Here is an 18,017-nt window from a genome sequence, read left to right as displayed (position 1 = left end):
ACAGCAATCCATGGAAAAATGAAAAGAGATGTCAACTTCACTTCACCGCACCTGTTTACCATTGCTGCAGTGAGCACAGTAATTTGGTGCATCTGTTATTTATTCTTATTCCTCTAAATTTTAGATCATGAAAAAAAGGTGTTGTTCACTGTTTATCCTCCCTCTCAAATCTGAACAAACCGAAAAGAATAAGGGTTCCCAAAGGGAATCCTTTTTATTTCACTAGTATCTCATCTAAGAAAATAAAAGCATCACCACCTCTTCCCGGATGCCAGTCGGGAAGTTTCCCGAAATTTTGCGCATGAAGTTTAATGAATCTGCAGTTAACCGGATTTTCCGTTTGAATTCTGAATTCTTTTAAACGCTCAACATCTTGTTGTGAAACGGATTCATTTTCTGATCTTCCAAATTTCACCCAATGTTCACCGTCTTTCGAATATTCAGCTTCCACATAATTGGGTAGCCAAATCCAACTTCTCGTGTCTTCTAAAAAGGAAACAGCAAGTTGTTGAATAGTTAAATCATTTTTAAAATCCACAATCACATCAAAATCTTGTCCCTGATATCCCTGCCATCTCCCTTTTCTCCAATTTAAATCGCCACGCAGTCCGTCTACCAATGCTTCGGGACCACCGGCTGAATATTGACTATTGTATTTTCCTTTTATTTCAACACGCCAATGATGATCAATTTTTAAATAATTCGCAGTGGCACATGAACTGTTTAATTCATCATTGAAAGAACAAATCGCTTTTATTGTACTTGATTTATGAATGGTAAAAGGACCTGAATATTTCGTTGAATAATGCGTTGGTAAGGATCCATCGGTAGTATAATAAATTTTATAATCCGGATTCAACGGTAGAATTTCTACCTTCATTGAATCGCGAAATGTTTCTTTTCCACTGGAAAAAACCGGAGCCGTTACAAAACGAAATTTCAAAAAATCATCCGTGTTTTTTGCTTTTGAAAGGTAGTCCGATGCTAATTGATCTGTTTTTTCCAATTCAGTTTCGTTCCCCATTTTAAATACGATGGTCTTCCCAAGTGTAATATCAGCATGTGATAATTTAAAATTCCCCGTGTTATTTACGGAAGTCACAAATCGATTTTTATCGGATAAGCCTTCTGCTTTAATGGTAAACACAATACCATCCTCATGGTGAATGGAAACCTCCTCGAATAAAGGTGTACCTACCTGATAAAAAGGAATACCGGGACTCACGGGATAAAATCCCATGGCATTAAATACAAACCAGGCACTCATTTGTCCGCAATCTTCATTCCCGATTAAACCATCGGGTTGATTCGAATAAAACTCCTGCAGAATGCGTAAAATGATTTTTTGTGTTTTAGATGGTTTACCAATGTAGTTGTACAAAAATGCCATATGGTGACTCGGCTCATTTCCGTGTGCATATTGTCCAATTAAACCGGTAATATCCGCCTGATCTCTTCCCGTTGTGGAAGAACTTGCAGAAAATAACTGATCCAGTCGCTGTTCAAACTGTTCTGCACCACCACTGAATTTTATCATGCCTGAAATATCCTGTGGTACAAAAAATGAATACTGCCAGGAATTTGCCTCGGTGTAATAGTTGTTGACTTCACTCGGATCAAAGGGAACAATCCATGCTCCATTTTTACGTGCACGCATAAATCCGGATTTGGCGTCATAAAGATTTTTCCACGACTGTGCTCTTCGCATGTATAAGTCTTCAAATTTTCCTTTACCTAATTTTTTTGCCATGGTGGCAATGCACCAATCATCATAAGCATATTCCAGCGTTTTAGAAACCGACTCATGCTCATCATCTACATTCAGATAAAATTGTTCACTATAAGCAGGCATACCAAATTTCGGATAAGAAGAACTGGCGACCATGGCCTTAAATGCGTACTCCACGTCAAAATCCGACAATCCTTTCATATAGGCATCGGTGATTACACTCACGGAGTGATAACCAATCATGCAGTCCGTTTCGTTCGACGACAATTCCCACACCGGTAATCGTCCGCCTTCCCGATAATGCTGTAAAAAGGTTTTAATAAAATCAGTACTGCGTTTACGATCGATAATGGCATACAGCGGATGTGCCGCACGAAAGGTGTCCCACAATGAAAAAACAGTATAATAAGTAAAACCTTCTGCCGTGTGAATTTTTCCATCCATGCCACGGTATTTTCCGTCTGCATCACTGGCAATATTAGGTTGCACCATGGTGTGATATAAAGCCGTATAAAAAACTGTGCGTAAATCGGCACTTCCGCCTTTAACGGTAATTTTCGACAATTCCTTATTCCAGCTTTCGGAAGCCTGTGCACGCACTTCTTCAAAATTCCAGTTAGGATTTTCGGTCAACAAATTATTTTTTGCTCCGCCCACTTCAACTTGCGACCAACCAATTTTTACCAATAGCGTTTTTTTCTTTTTCATCTCCGGAAAAAACAAAACCCAGGAAGCATCATGTTTTGATCCTGATTGAAATGATGCTTGCGTTTTTACAAGCTTACACTTTTCGGAAAACTGAATATAAAAATAAACATGCTGATCTTTTGCCCAGGCCGAACTTCTGCGAAATCCGATAATGGTATGATCATCCACCATTTCCAGTTTCGATTCCAGCGTCTGATCCCGGTGATCTACCTGAATAAGGAGATGCGGTCTGGATTTTTTCGGAAATGTATATTTATGAAATCCGCTTCGTTCAGTTACGGTAAATTCAGAAATGATTTGATCTTTTGTTTTTACCCGATAATATCCCGGCTCTGCGACTTCATCACTATGTGAAAACGATTTGGCAAATTTTTCATAGTGTAATTCACCTTCCGCCATTGTGAAATCCGCAAGTGGAAGAAATGCTAAATCACCGTAGTCCGATACACCGGTTCCACTTAAGTGGGTATGTGAAAATCCATAGATTAAAGAATCGGAATAATGATACCCGCTACAACCATCCCAACTTCCGTCAATGCGTGTATCGGGACTTAATTGCACCATTCCAAATGGCATCGTAGCACCGGGAAATGTGTGGCCATGTCCACCTGTACCAATAAATGGATTTACACTTTTTACAATTTTATCCTGTGCATTTCCATTCAGTATGAACAGAAAAAATGCTATCACACAGCAAAATCGGTTTAGATATGTTAATTTCAAGGCAAGTTATTTTAACCAAATATAATTAAAGCGGGGCATAAATCATGCCTTAAAAAGCAAAATCTCTATTTTAGAGCAATGAATAAGATATTGGAAATATGTTGCTATTCACTGGAGTCAGTGAAGATTGCGGCGGAATCAGGTGCGCACAGGGTGGAATTATGCAGTGGACGCAAAGAAGGCGGAACTACACCCTCGTTGGGACTCCTCCGTTCTGCACTTCATGAAAAAATTGAAGTATATCCAATTATTCGTCCCCGGGGCGGAGATTTTCTTTATTCAGAATCGGAATTTCAGGTTATGAAAAACGACATAGAGATTTGTCGCGAAGAAGGAGTAAAAGGTGTGGTATTTGGCATTTTGAATGAACAAGGTCATTTTGATCTGGATCGAATGCGTGAATTGATCCATGTTGCAGGAACCATGGATGTAACGGTTCACCGGGCGTTCGACATGAGTTCAGATTTATTTGTTGCATTGGAGGAACTTATTTCCATTGGAATTAAAAGAGTATTAAGTTCCGGAGGTAAAAACACGGCTTTTGAAGGAAGAGAAATCATTAAAAAACTTCATCAACAATCAGACGGAAGAATAAGTATAATGGCTGGAAGTGGAGTTCATTCTGAAAACATTCAATGGCTTATGCAAACGGGAATTCACGAATTTCACAGTTCAGCATCATCCAGCAGTTATTCCAAAATGAAATACAAAAATCCGGATATCTCCATGGGAAAAACGCAGGAACAAGATGAATTTGTTCTCGTTGAATCCAGTCCCTCCGAAATCCGAAAAATGATTCATCTACTTCAGGCATGAAAAAATACTTCATACTATTTCTTGCATTGCTTGTTCAGACTTTTAACGTCCATGCCTCTGTATCTGTTCATGGCAATAGCATGGAACTTATTTCCAAATGGCATTTAAAATCGAAGGCACTTAAATCAACTATTGTCATTTCGAAACCGGATCAGTTGGTTAAAGAAATTTACCAGGCCCTGCAATCTGCATCCAACAAACAAAGTATTTTTTCCAATGAGTTTTATCGGTTAATCACGAACAATTCCTGGGAATTGTATTGTGAATTCGAACTTCCCAAAAACGTATTATCCAAACAACACCCGCAATTAATCATCACCGACAATAGCGGATTTTGCAGCGTATCATTAAATGGAAAAAAATTAGGACAAACAGAAAACACATTTGTCAGCTATTCCTTTGATATTAAAAAAATGCTGCGTTCCGGGAAAAACAAACTCAGTTTTTTATACGTTCCCTTTACACCAAATGCTATTAGCAAAAGTAAAACAAAAAAGGTCACGTATCCTGCCGACAATCAAGCTTCCTCTGAAAAATATGCGCCATTTATAAGATACCCTCAACAAAATTTCGGTTGGGATTTTACCCCTCCATTTCCGCAAATTGGATTTACAAGCTTACCGAGAATTGATTTTTATGATTCATATAAAGTTAATACATACAAATTAACCACTGAATCTATTGAGTCCACCTTAATAAAAGGACAATTCCATTTAGAAATTGAAAGTTACCTGGACCAGAATTTGGTTTTCAATTTGAGCGATTATCTAATGCCGGATGAAGGAGGGGATACTATTATTCATTTAAAAAATGGAATTAACCAACTTCATTTTCCGTTCGAAATTAAGAATCCTGTTTTGTGGTATCCTAAAGGAACAACTCAGTATTCCAGTACTACCGGTTCCGGAAATTGTTTCTATTATTTCGAGATCATCATTCAAAATCCAAACAGCGATGAAACGATTTCCATATCAATGGAAAAAGCCTTTAAAACGATATCCCTCATACAGGAAAAAGATCGTATTGGACAATCTTTTTATTTCAATGTAAATGGAGAACCTGTGTTTTGTAAGGGGGTTAATCTCGTTGGCTCACCCGACCAATCGGTTTCGGACGTACATCAATGGATGGAATACCTGGAAAATTCAGAAATTAATATGGTCCGCATTTGGGGTGGTGGTCATTACCCCAACAATGATTTCCTTGAATTTTTAGACGCACAAGGCATTTTATTGTGGGAGGATTTTATGTTTGCAGGAACTTTTTATCCCTTAGACAGTACCATCATTCCTTCCATAAAAACAGAACTCCATCAGCAAATCGACCGCATTTCAAATCATACTTGTCTGGCTCTTTGGTGCGGAAATAATGAAATTGAAATTGCCTCCAAAAACTGGGGTTGGAAAGAGAAATATCACTATACAAATGAACAGGAACAAGAATTACTAAAGGAATACGATTTATTATTCCATCAGATAATTCCTGGAATACTAAAGCAAAAAGATCCTTCAACACCCTATATCAGCAGTAGTCCCATTTCCAACTGGGGTAAAGCGGAGGAATCCAACTCCGGAAATAATCACTATTGGGCTGTTTGGCATGGTGAAAAACCCATATCCGATTATGCGAATTTTATCCCACGATTTGTCAGCGAATTTGGACTACCCTCTTTTCCTTCCATTGAAAATCTTAAGCTCATTCTTCAGGAAGAAAATTCTGTTAAAGAACAATTAAAGCCAACCCTTATTTCCTATAAAGGAATTTCATTGTTGGAAAAATATATTGAATCGGTTTTAAAAACTCCAACTGATTTAAATGAGTGGATTTATTTTTCGCAATACACACAAAGTTACGCTGCTAAAAAAGCCTGGATATCCTACCGAAATCATCCTGAAAAATGTGGCGGAGCTTTAATGTGGCAATTGAATGATGCTGCACCGGTTTGCAGCTGGAGTCTGTTGGAATATCCAACCATAAAAGCTAAACCGGCTTGGTACACCACAAAAAACTGGACTCAGAACATCGTTGCAATCCCGGAAATTAAACCGGATTCCATTTATGTATCCTTATCCCACCACACCAGCAGTAAGCAACCATTAAAAGTTGTATGCGCATTATATCATCAGGAAAAAGGATGGCTGCGGTCCGATACGGTTTTAATCAATGAAAATGAAACTCCGGCATTGGGAAAAAACAAAATAATATTTAAAGGCAATTATCAACTTTCAGAACAAGACAAGCTCAATACCGTTTTCATTACTGAGATATACAGCAACGAAAAAAGAATTTTCTCAGACCTCAATTATTTCTGCAAGCCTGGCGATTTTAAGTTTAAAAAACCTGATCTCCATATTGAGAAGAAGAAAACCAAAAAAGGGAGCATTGTTTATTTGGTAAAAAGCAATGTATTGGTCGACGGATTTTTCCGTTCTGGTTCAAACAGCAAATCGGAAAATTTTATGTTTCTGCTTCCTGGAATTGAAACAGAAATCTATTGGGACGAAATAAAAAATGAAAGTAATGTCCCGGATTTCAGCTACCAATGCCTGAATGATTATTTAATGAAGTAATCAAACTATACTTGCAGCATCAATCAGTCGATTCCCGTTTTTGTCGTACACCGCATAATTAAATCCTCCCTGTACGCAGTAGGAACCAAATTCACCCGATTTATTAATGGCAATAAATCCAACCTGAATTTCTTTGATACGGTGTTTTTGTTTTTTATAAACGCGTTCTACTGCTGTTTTACATGCTTTCTCAGGAGATAATCCCTGCCGCATTAATTCTACTATCAAATGACAACCTGCAATGCGCACCACCTCTTCTCCGTGTCCGGTTGCTGTTGCTGCTCCAACTTCATTATCTACAAATAATCCTGCTCCAATGATGGGAGAATCTCCCACCCGGCCATGCATTTTAAAAGCCATTCCTGAAGTAGTACAAGCACCGGATAAATTCCCATGTTCATCCAAAGCAATCATGCCAATGGTATCATGATTTTCAATATTGACAATCGGCTCATATTTCGATGTCTTCAGCCAATTTTTCCATTCAGCTTCTGATTCGGGTGTAAGTAAATTTTCTTTTTTGAATCCCTGACTTAATGCAAACTGTAAAGCTCCTTCTCCAGCTAAAATAACATGAGGTGTTTTTTCCATCACCATTCGTGCAACAGAAATTGGATTTTTAATATGCTCGAGACAAATCACGCTTCCTATTCCTGAATTCTCATCCATAATACAAGCATCCAGGGTAACGTGACCATCACGATCCGGTCGACCTCCATATCCAACAGAACGTTCATTTGGATCACTTTCAATCAGCATTACTCCCTTCTCTACCGCATCGATGGATTTCCCTCCTTTGCTTAAAATTTTCCAGGCTTCTTCATTCGCCTGAATTCCGAATTTCCAGGTAGAAAGAACAATGGGTTTATTCAATGCTTTCTTTTTTTCAATTACATCCATTTCAGAAGAATGGAGGTCTAGTCCACCGGTAATACCCGCGGCAACAACTGCAGATGCGCCTTTAATAAATTTCCTTCTTTCCATGGTCGAATCAATTCACTAAAATTTCATCGAAAAATATCCAACTGTTTTTTCCTGCTCCCGGATTTCCAACTGGAATAAGACCGGGATTAGTTGCTACTACTTGTACGAAACGTGCCTTAACAGGTTTAAAAACCATCATTATTTCAGGCGCGGCAACATCTTTACCTTTCACTTCTCTTCGTAATACACTTTTAAAATTTCTACCATCGGTTGAAACTAAAACTTCAACGGATTTAGGTGCCCATATCCAATTATTCTTATCCTCTAAAAACCCCAATTGAACATTTTTAACTGAATCAACAACTCCCAGGTCAATCGTTGCAACCATATCTTCCCCACTCCATGCTAACCATTGTGAATTCACTCTCGGACGATCTCCTTTTATTCCATCTACTAATGTAAATCCTCCATTGCCTGAATAATGTTCGGAAGGATTTTTTCTAAACGTAACGGTTTTACCGGATGCTTTACTAAACCAAATTCGTTGCGTAGTTTTTGGTTTAGTCTGACCATTCAATTCCAACCAAGCTGTAATTGTACTATTCGATTTCACTTCTATGGGTGCAGAATAATCTTTCTGGTCCATTAGCGATTTTTGTCCACCGTGTGATGGATTCATTACATAATGAATTTTACCGAGACCGGAGAGTCCGGATAATTCAATTTTTAATCCACCATTATTGGCACTCGTTTTAAATTCAACCTTAAATACTGCCTCTGAATAATGATAAGAAGCTTTATTTAATAAGAATAATTGTTGTTGTAATCGTTGAATAAAATCACTTTCATTCTTTTTAGCGGGATTCAGCCAAAGGACTTCGGCAAGTGCCAGCATTCGGGGCAAGACCATGTATTCAACATGTTGTTCATCGTTCATGTATTCTGTCCAGACATTCCCCTGGGCACCCAAAATAAATTGTTTCTCACCTTCCTTTAATTCGGCGGGAACCGGTTCGTAAGCATATACTTTTTGTAATGTAGTATATCCTCCAATAGCTACAGGTTCGCTTGCGGGCGATCCCTGGTAGTGATCGAAATAACAATGCGAACCCGGTGTCATTACCACCGCGTGTTTTTGTTTTGCCGCTGCAATTCCACCTTCAGTTCCTCTCCAGCTCATTACGGCAGCATTAGGTGCAAGTCCGCCTTCTAAAATCTCATCCCAGCCAATTATTTTTTTTCCTTTTGCGTTCAAAAACTTTTCGATTCGCTGGATAAAATAGCTTTGTAATTCATGTTCATCCTTTAAATTATTATCGCGGATTACTTTCTGGCAGTTCTCACATTTCTTCCAACGTTCTTTCGGACATTCATCTCCACCAATGTGAATGTATTGTCCGGGAAAAAGGGCGACTACTTCTGTAAGGACATCTTCGAGAAATAAAAAGGTTTCTTCTTTGGCGCAATACACATCTTCAAAAACTCCCCAGGATTTAGCCACTTTAAAGGGACCTCCTGTGCAAGAAAGATTGGGATATGCTGCTAAAGCTGCGAGTGAATGACCGGGCATTTCAATTTCCGGAACTACTGTAATGTTTCGCTCCGTTGCATATTTAACCACCTCCTTAATTTCTTCCTGCGTATAAAATCCACCATATTTTTCATTATCAAACTTCTGATCATTGTAATGTCCAACCATAGAACCACTACGCCAGGCTCCAACTTCAGTTAAGGCAGGATATTTTTTAATCTGAATTCTCCATCCCTGATCTTCGGTTAAATGCCAATGGAAAACATTCATTTTATAGAATGCCATTATATCCAGATACTTTTTAATAAAACTAACCGGAAAAAAATGACGGCCAACATCCAAATGCATTCCACGCCATTGGAACCGGGGTTGATCCTTAATCTCACAAATGGGAACCCGAACGGAAGTCCCCGAAAAAGAACCAAGCAATAATTGTGTTAAGGTAGAAACTCCGGAAACCATGCCACCTTTTCCCGAGCGTAGCAAAATAAAATCAGGTTTAACACTGATTTGATAAGATGAATCATTCCATTGCGGATCCAGCTTTAAATACAATTCTTTTCCTCCTGTGCTTACTTGAGGATTGATTTGTGTGTTGATTACAACTCCACCGAATTTTTTCATCCATTGTGCAAACAGATCAAGCATTGCGGCATCATTTCCCTTCACGGTGAGTGATGGAGATAAGACACAATCCCCTTCTCCGAATTCGACTGAATTAGGCAGTGGAATAATTTTTAATTCCCGGGCCTGAATGGTATTCAGGGTGAAGAATGTGATAACTAAAAAAAAGAATCGCTGAATAAGATTTTTCATTGTTGCATATTTTTCCATGCCAGAGATGCGGCACCTAATAAAGCAGCGTCGTTTTCGGGCAGTCTGCTTGGCAATAATTGGATTTTTCCTTTATAAATATTCAATAAATTTTCTTCGAAACTTTCTCTTGTCGGTTCAAAAATTAAATCACCGGCTTGCGCTAATCCGCCAAATAAAAATATGGCCTGAGGTGAAGTGTACACCACACTGTTGGCCAAGGCAAGTCCCAGTGTTTTTCCTGTTTTTCTAAATGCTTTAATGGCTTCTTTTTCTCCCTTTAAGGCACGTTCATAAATTAACCGCGCATTAATTTTTTCATCACCCAGTGCAAAAGCCTCTTCTTTGGAATTTAAACCGGAGACCTTTAATTCGATGTACGTTTTTAATATGCCGGTAGCGGAACAATAGGTTTCTAAACAACCATAACGACCACAACCGCATTTTCTTCCGTTTTTTTCTACAATAACATGACCTAGTTCACCCGCAAAGCCATCGTGACCATAAACCATTTGTCCGTTCACTACTATACCACTTCCCAGTCCGGTACCCAGAGTGATAAAAAGAAAATCTTTCATTCCCTTTGCACCGCCAAAAAACATTTCTCCCATTGCGGCTGCATTAGCATCATTGGTAACATAAGCAGGAACAGCGAGTGCATCCGTAAACATTTGAGCAAGCGGAACTACGCCAAACCAATTGAGATTTGGAGCGAACTCGACATTACCCGTAAAAAAATTCCCATTAGGAGCACCAATTCCAACACAGCACAATTCGTGATTTGGAAATGCAGCGAGCAACTTTTTTAAGCCCTCAACTACTTGACTAACCAAATCCTCCGGCATAGGAAAATCAGTAGTAGGCAAGGAAGATCGTTCAACGATTTCTCCTTGTTTATTGACGAGACCAAAAACGGTATTGGTTCCTCCAATATCAACACCTGCGGCAAGCTTGTTCATGTATCGATTTAGAATTGCTCTGAAAGTAACCAGAAATCACGTGGTGTGCAAGAAATGATTAATGAGATTCCTGGCCTTTGTTGTAAGTTATTCCCTGCGAGCGTAAAACGTTATTCACACGGAGGGCATAAAATGCCAGATAAGCAAAACAAATCACTCCAACCCAATAACTAAACCGGATTCCCAATAAATGATCGGCCGATAAATATCCTTGTAGCAGTGAAATTAATCCGCCACCCATAATCATCATAATGAGCAGTCCGGAACCTTGATTTGTTTTTTTACCAAGACCTGCAATTGCCAACGTAAAAATGCAAGGCCATAAGGTGCTGCAAAACAATCCTACACTAATGAAAGCGTAAATACTTATCATTCCCGTACTAAACATGCCAACCATTAAGGCTGCAATTCCGAGTAATGAAAAAATCAGCAGTTGAAGCGCAGGTTTTTCGCGACTTAACAAATCTGCAATAATGACAACTGCAATAATGAATGCGTAATAATAAAAGGGGCGGATATCGTGGTTCACAATGAAATTGACAAAAAGAAATAATCCGAAAGCCAGATATGGAAGAATAAACCCTAAAATCATTTTCACTTTTCCACCTGCAAATGCCCCTGCAGCTGATGTCCATCTCCCAATCATTAAACTGGCCCAGAACAATGAAATAAACGGCGCCACTTCACTGGTTTTCATTCCGAATTCCTGTTTCAAATAATCCGACAAATTTCCGGCAGTAGAAACTTCTACACCCACGTACAAGAAAATTGCAATCATCCCCATCCTTAATTGTGGATAAGAAAACACGGACCGTGATGCTGATGAATCGCTATCAATTACACTGGCCTCTTCAATGCCGGATTTATCATTTTCAAGTTGATCCGGAATGGAAGAAAATTTAAACAATAGCGCCACGAGAATAAAAGCTGCACCAAGAATGAGATAAGGAATTTTAATGCTTTCCATACTGGCAGTTGTATTTTCGGAAGAAACAGAACCAAAAATAGCCAGACTTACCAATACGGGTCCGATGGTAGTGCCCACATTATTAATTCCACCGGCAAGACTTAATCGCTGTGATCCTTTTGCCGGATCACCCATATTAATGGCAAGAGGATTGGCAGCAGTTTGTTGTAGAGAGAATCCGAGTCCAACAATAAATAAACCCGAAATCATTAACGCAAAACTTCCATTGTTTGCTGCCGGAACAAAGAGCAATGTGCCAACTGCAGATATGACCAAACCTAATGCAATTCCATTTTTATATCCGATTTCATTTAAAATATCCCTGCCTCGGGAAGCAGAAATCAGATAATAAATCAGCGAACCAACTGTATATGCAATATAAAATGCAAACGAAATCAATTGCGCCTGCCATTGTTCGAGATTCAAATGTTCTTTGAACACCGGAATTAAAATATCATTCGAGGCCGCAACAAAGCCCCAGAAAAAAAACACCGTAATCAGCGTAAGGAGAGATCTCGACATATACAAGCTATTTCTGCCCTTAAAATACACACAAAACCGACATCCGGGCATTTTTCTTAAAATTAAGCGTATCAAACTATATTCTGCTTATTTTTACACCAATTCAGGATTTATGAAACGCGTACTTATTACCGGAGCTGCGGGCTTTTTGGGATCACACTTGTGTGACAGATTTATTAAAGAGGGATACCATGTGATTGGTATGGATAACCTCATCACGGGTGATTTAAGAAACATTGAACATCTATTCAAACTTGAGCATTTCGAATTTTATCATCATGATGTATCAAAATTTGTTCATGTTCCGGGTGAACTGGATTACATTCTCCACTTTGCTTCTCCTGCTTCTCCGATCGATTATTTAAAAATCCCAATTCAAACGCTAAAGGTTTCTTCATTGGGAACACATAATTTATTGGGACTTGCCAAAGCAAAAAAAGCCAGAATACTGGTTGCTTCTACCTCCGAAGTTTATGGAGATCCTTTAGTGCATCCGCAAACCGAAGAATACTGGGGAAATGTGAATCCTGTTGGTCCACGTGGTGTTTATGATGAAGCCAAACGCTTTATGGAAGCAATGACGATGGCTTACCACACCTATCACGGAGTGGAAACTCGAATTATCCGTATTTTTAATACCTATGGACCACGCATGCGATTGAACGACGGACGCGTGTTGCCTGCATTCATCGGACAAGCACTTCGCGGAGAAGATTTAACGATGTTTGGAGATGGTTCGCAAACACGTTCATTCTGTTATGTGGATGATTTGGTGGAAGGGATTTACAGATTATTGATGAGTGATTATGTTCAACCCATGAACATCGGAAATCCGGATGAAATTACCATTCGCGAATTCGGAGAAGAAATTTTAAAATTAACGGGTGCTAATCAAAAATTGATTTCGCTTCCTCTTCCGAAAGACGATCCAAAACAACGCAAACCGGATATTACCAAAGCAAAATCCATTCTCGGATGGGAGCCGAAAGTGAACCGGGCAGAAGGCTTAAAGGTCACTTATGAATATTTTAAGTCCCTCTCTAAAGAAGACTTGTTTAAAAAAGAGCATCGCTTTGAATAAACAGTTGAATATTGTTTAAACAATAATGGATTGGAATCGTTATTTTTGAACGAATCCAATACCATGAAGAAGATTTCTTTTACCCTCTTATTGGCCGTTTTTTCGGTAATCGCATGTGCACAACCTGAATTTACACCTGCATCTGTTATACGCAGTCAGATTTCAGGATTGAAAACAACGGCATCTGTATTGTACATCGCTGCACATCCGGACGATGAAAATACACGCTTAATTTCCTATCTCACCAATGAAAAAAAATACCGTGTAGGGTATTTGTCACTCACCCGGGGTGATGGTGGACAAAATTTAATTGGTAATGAACAAGGAGAGGAACTGGGAATTATACGAACGCAGGAATTACTTGCTGCTCGCAGGACCGATGGTGCTGAACAATTTTTTACGCGTGCATTTGACTTCGGCTATTCGAAAAATCCGGAAGAGACTTTTCGCAAATGGGGAAAAGAAAATATTCTTGCCGATGTAGTTTTCGTTATCAGGTATTTTAGACCCGACATCATCATTTGCCGCTTTCCTACCACAGGTGAAGGAGGACATGGTCACCACACTGCTAGTGCTATTTTAGCAGAAGAAGCATTTGAACTCGCTGCAGACCCTAACCAATTTAAAGATCAGCTACTCGTAGTTCAACCCTGGAAAGCTAAACGCATTCTATGGAACACATTCAATTTCGGAAGTACAAACACGACTTCGGAGGACCAATTAAAAATTGATGTAGGAGGATATGATCCACTCACAGGGAAAAGTTATGGAGAAACGGCCTCCGAAGCGCGGTCGCAGCATAGAAGTCAGGCCTTCGGTACCGAGCGCAGAAGAGGCGAACAATTCGAATATTTTAAAACCATTAAAGGAGACGCCCCTACAAACGATTTAATGGATGGAGTGATTACAGACTGGAGCAAAAATAAAGTGACCGCTAAATTCGTTTCCAAAATAAAATCCATTGAAAAAAAATTCAACGATTATCAGCCATCCTTAATCATTCCGGATTTGTTAAAGCTTCGTGCAGAAATGCATAAAGTTTACAGCACATCCGATTTAGCTAACCGAAATTTGATTGCCTATAAAATGAGGCAAGTCGATAAAATTATTTCAGAATGCTCCGGATTGTTTTTTGATGTGTTAAGCACACAGGCTTATGCTGTCAATGGTGATAGTATTGGCATTCGAATTCAATGCATCAACCGTTCTGAGTTCCCGGTTTCATTAACTGAATTACAAACTCCATTTGGAAACTGGAGTCAACCCATCATCCTGGAAAAAAACAAATGGAAGTCGATCGACATTAAATTGCCTGTCAATAACATCTCCATCAGCAATCCATATGCTCACCGGTACCGAAACAGTGAATCTGCACGAAACACAATTTACTCCGGCACCCCTTTACAGTTTTTACCTGAATGGCACCATGAAATTGAATACCTGATTCGTTTTAAATTTCAGCAATCGGAAATTGATTTTGTGAAGAACATTCAACATAAAATCATTGATCCTTCCTTTGGAGAAACGTACCGTCCGTTGTTCATTGCTCCACCGGTAGCCATTAATTTTGAAGAAGAAAATTATGTCTTTTTACAAGGACAAAGCCGAAAAATTAAAATCAGTGCCCGTAGTTTTAAAAACAATCTGGACGCCACCATCTCGCTGGAAACTCCTGTTGGAATTCAGGTAACAGAAAAAGACAAGCGTGTGCATTTTGATTTGGCCGGAGAAACCAAAATAATTGAGTTCGAAATTCTACCCCAGAATTTGGGAAACATCAACACAAGTACCTTAAAGCTCGTTGCTGAAGTAGAAGGTAAACTGTTCGATCTTTCATTTCACCAGATAAAATATGATCATATTCCTGAACAAGTTTGGTTCAGTTCATCTGGTGCAGGAATTTCGGTTGTTGATGTAAAAAGAAATACACAAAACATTGCCTATATCGATGGCGCAGGTGATAAAATCCCAGAAGTTCTAAATCAACTTGGTTATCACGTCACCCTTTTAAAAGAAGATAATTTACTAACTACCGATTATAAAAAGTTCGACGCTGTTATAACCGGAGTTAGAGCTTTTAACACCGTGAAAAATCTGCGGTATGCTAATAAAGTACTGTTTGAATATGTTAATCAGGGTGGTATTCTATTAGTACAATACAATACCAGTTCACCATTGGTGACAACCGAATTAGGTCCTTACCCTTTTAAATTATCCCGCGAACGAATCACGGAAGAAGATAGTCCCGTTGAATTTTTATTTAAAGACCATCCTTTATTAAAATACCCCAACTTAATCACGAATTCCGATTTTGATGGATGGATACAGGAGAGAGGATTATATTTCCCCACTGAGGTTGACAATAATTACAGCACACCTTTAAAAATGAAAGATTCAGGTAGTGATGCAAATCCAAACTCCATTTTGTATTGTCAATATGGAAAAGGAAAATACATCTACACAGGAATATCTTTCTTCAGGGAAATTCCCGCCGGTGTACCCGGAGCCATCAAATTATTTGTGAATTTGATTTCCAAAAATGAAAATGTAGAAGCACAACCTATCAATCAGGTAAAAAATGGAAAATGAAAAGCCACCTGTATTTAAAAACTGGTCATGGTTTTACGCCACCGTTTTCATTTGGCTATTGATACAAATCGGTATTTATTATTACATCACTAAATTATTTTCATGAGTAGTTTAGATTGGATTGTTCTCTGCTCTACACTAATGACGATTATCTTGTTCGGTGTATATAAAAGCAGAGGTCAGAAAAACATCGATTCGTATTTATTGGGAGACCAGTCGCTCCCCTGGTATCACGTGATGTTTTCGCTGATGGCTACACAAGCGAGTGCCATTACTTTCCTTTCAGCACCCGGTCAGGCCTACACCGACGGAATGCGTTTTGTACAGTATTATTTTGGGATGCCATTGGCCATGATTGTAGTGGCAACAACGTTTCTTCCCATCTTTCATAAATTAAAAGTGTACACCGCATATGAATACCTGGAATCGCGGTTCGATAAAAAAACCAGAATTCTTACCGCTTTTATTTTTCTTGTTCAACGGGGACTTGCAGCCGGAATTACCATTTATGCTCCATCGGTAATATTATCTGCATTATTAGGTTGGAACATTTATCTCACCAATGTATTCATGGGTGGACTTGTCATTATGTACACAGTATTCGGAGGAAGCAAAGCTGTTTCTTATACACAATTACAACAAATGGCCATGATTATCATTGGAATGTTCATCGCCGGATACATGATTGTAAGCATGCTGCCTGATGATATTTCTTTTTCTGATGCATTAAAAATTTCAGGTACACTTGGGAAAATGAACATCATTACCACTGACTTTAATTTAAATGACAAATACAACTTATGGAGCGGTGTAATCGGTGGGTTTTTCCTTGCACTCTCCTATTTCGGAACCGATCAATCGCAGGTTGGACGGTATTTGTCAGGTAAAAGCATTCGCTCTTCCAGGATTGGTTTACTATTAAATGGAATGGTAAAAATTCCAATGCAATTTTTCATTTTACTGATTGGCGTTTTACTTTTTACTTTCTACCAATTTCATCATCGTCCCATTTTCTTTAATCCCTCTGCAGTAAAAACAGTAATGCAATCGGAATATGCATCGCAGTTTTCTGAATTGGAAACGAAGTATAACGAACTGAATAAAAATAAATCGGAAGATGTTCAACGTTTAGTTGCACCATCAACTGCTCCATCCGAAATTGAGCACTTAAAATCAGGCATTTTAGCCACCGAGGCAGAAATGATGGAATTAAGAAAAGAATCCATTGAGATAATTTCAACTGTAGATCCTGCTGCTGATAAAAACGATACCAATTACATATTTCTAAATTTTGTCATTAATTATTTACCTATTGGTTTAATCGGATTATTAATTGCGGTTATTTTTTCGGCTTCATGGAGTTCTACTGCTTCGGAATTAAATGCATTGGCGTCAACCACAGTGGTCGATTTTTTAAAAGCGAATCAAACCTCCGGCGAAACTAAAAACTGGATTTCAATTTCGAGATGGACCACTGTTATTTGGGGCGTACTGGCTATTGCAGTCTCCATGTTTGCCAATCAAATGGGAAGTTTAATTGAGGCCGTAAATATTTTAGGTTCTCTTTTTTATGGTACTGTTTTAGGAGTTTTTCTCGTAGCCTTCTTTTTTAAATTTGTCAATGGCAATTCTGTATTCTGGGCAGCATTATTGGGTGAAGCTGTAGTGATTGCACTTTTCACCAATTCCAACATTGCCTTTTTATGGATGAATCTGATTGGATGCGCCTCTGTCATTTTCATTTCAATCATTCTTCAGGGATTTACGGTCCTCAGTAAAAAGGCCGAATCTTAATTTCAGCGATTTTATTGTATTGTAAAACAAGGGTTTAAACTTTTGTTTGAATAGCTTTACGGCCAAGGCCAACCGCGCCCAAGCCTCCGAGGCCTGACGGCCTCGGAGGCTTGGCGCTACAAACTACAAACCCTAAACGAAACTAAATCCAATCAAACCAACCCAAAGCACTTTACCCCTAAAAGCCATGCCTGCAAAACCACTACATCCTATCCTTGAAAACCATTATTATCACCTGTACAACAGAGCACACGGAAATGAAATAATGTTTTATAATGATGACAATTACTC

Annotated in this window: 10 protein-coding genes; 5 read left to right on the top strand and 5 right to left on the bottom strand. The window is 38.8% G+C overall.

Annotated features, from left to right (window positions below):
* Positions 1–214: 214 nt before the first annotated feature.
* The gene (locus tag K1X56_02685; GenBank protein MBX7093601.1) at positions 215–3,127 is read right to left on the bottom strand and encodes a GH92 family glycosyl hydrolase; all 2,913 of its coding nucleotides are present in this window, start codon (positions 3,125–3,127) and stop codon (positions 215–217) included.
* A 111-nt stretch (positions 3,128–3,238) separates the two neighbouring features.
* Here K1X56_02685 and K1X56_02680 point away from each other — a divergent pair, with 111 nt between their 5' ends.
* Both K1X56_02680 and K1X56_02675 read left to right on the top strand, forming a co-directional pair.
* Entirely contained in the window at positions 3,239–3,976 is a 738-nt protein-coding gene (locus tag K1X56_02680; GenBank protein MBX7093600.1) for a copper homeostasis protein CutC, read from the top strand.
* 80 nt (positions 3,977–4,056) lie between these two features.
* Positions 4,057–6,546, top strand: a complete 2,490-nt coding sequence (locus tag K1X56_02675) for a hypothetical protein (GenBank protein ID MBX7093599.1) — start codon at positions 4,057–4,059, stop codon at positions 6,544–6,546.
* Here the strand turns inward: K1X56_02675 and K1X56_02670 are convergent, their stop codons facing one another.
* From K1X56_02670 to K1X56_02655, 4 genes are read right to left on the bottom strand one after another with little or no spacing between them, the layout of a single operon-like run.
* Positions 6,547–7,530: a N(4)-(beta-N-acetylglucosaminyl)-L-asparaginase gene (locus K1X56_02670; GenBank protein MBX7093598.1), complete on the bottom strand. Its 984-nt coding sequence runs from the start codon at positions 7,528–7,530 to the stop codon at positions 6,547–6,549.
* A 7-nt stretch (positions 7,531–7,537) separates the two neighbouring features.
* On the bottom strand, positions 7,538–9,817 hold the full coding sequence (locus tag K1X56_02665; protein MBX7093597.1) for a family 20 glycosylhydrolase: 2,280 nt from the start codon (positions 9,815–9,817) through the stop codon (positions 7,538–7,540).
* Positions 9,814–10,773, bottom strand: a complete 960-nt coding sequence (locus K1X56_02660; GenBank protein ID MBX7093596.1) for an ROK family protein — start codon at positions 10,771–10,773, stop codon at positions 9,814–9,816. The genes K1X56_02665 and K1X56_02660 overlap by 4 nt, the downstream gene beginning before the upstream one ends.
* A gap of 58 nt (positions 10,774–10,831) precedes the next feature.
* Complete coding sequence (locus tag K1X56_02655; GenBank protein ID MBX7093595.1) at positions 10,832–12,262, bottom strand: MFS transporter; 1,431 nt, start codon at positions 12,260–12,262, stop codon at positions 10,832–10,834.
* A gap of 112 nt (positions 12,263–12,374) precedes the next feature.
* On the opposite strand from K1X56_02655, the gene K1X56_02650 reads away from it, so the two are divergent.
* From K1X56_02650 to K1X56_02640, 3 genes are all read left to right on the top strand, one after another.
* On the top strand, positions 12,375–13,343 hold the full coding sequence (locus K1X56_02650; protein MBX7093594.1) for an SDR family oxidoreductase: 969 nt from the start codon (positions 12,375–12,377) through the stop codon (positions 13,341–13,343).
* A 63-nt stretch (positions 13,344–13,406) separates the two neighbouring features.
* Entirely contained in the window at positions 13,407–15,932 is a 2,526-nt protein-coding gene (locus K1X56_02645; protein ID MBX7093593.1) for a PIG-L family deacetylase, read from the top strand.
* 102 nt (positions 15,933–16,034) lie between these two features.
* Complete coding sequence (locus K1X56_02640) at positions 16,035–17,726, top strand: sodium:solute symporter (protein MBX7093592.1); 1,692 nt, start codon at positions 16,035–16,037, stop codon at positions 17,724–17,726.
* The last annotated feature ends 291 nt before the right edge of the window (positions 17,727–18,017 follow it).

Source organism: Flavobacteriales bacterium (genome assembly GCA_019694795.1).
Lineage (GTDB): Bacteria > Bacteroidota > Bacteroidia > Flavobacteriales_D > UBA2798 > UBA2798.
This window is presented reverse-complemented; position numbering and strand designations above follow the sequence as displayed.

Coding starts and splice junctions, on each gene's coding strand:
- K1X56_02665 (MBX7093597.1), bottom strand. CDS start 9,817: ATGAAAAATCTTATTCAGCGATTCTTTTTTTTAGTTATCACATTCTTC.
- K1X56_02675 (MBX7093599.1), top strand. CDS start 4,057: ATGGAACTTATTTCCAAATGGCATTTAAAATCGAAGGCACTTAAATCA.
- K1X56_02655 (MBX7093595.1), bottom strand. CDS start 12,262: ATGTCGAGATCTCTCCTTACGCTGATTACGGTGTTTTTTTTCTGGGGC.
- K1X56_02650 (MBX7093594.1), top strand. CDS start 12,375: ATGAAACGCGTACTTATTACCGGAGCTGCGGGCTTTTTGGGATCACAC.
- K1X56_02660 (MBX7093596.1), bottom strand. CDS start 10,773: ATGAACAAGCTTGCCGCAGGTGTTGATATTGGAGGAACCAATACCGTT.
- K1X56_02670 (MBX7093598.1), bottom strand. CDS start 7,530: ATGGAAAGAAGGAAATTTATTAAAGGCGCATCTGCAGTTGTTGCCGCG.
- K1X56_02640 (MBX7093592.1), top strand. CDS start 16,035: ATGAGTAGTTTAGATTGGATTGTTCTCTGCTCTACACTAATGACGATT.
- K1X56_02645 (MBX7093593.1), top strand. CDS start 13,407: ATGAAGAAGATTTCTTTTACCCTCTTATTGGCCGTTTTTTCGGTAATC.
- K1X56_02680 (MBX7093600.1), top strand. CDS start 3,239: ATGAATAAGATATTGGAAATATGTTGCTATTCACTGGAGTCAGTGAAG.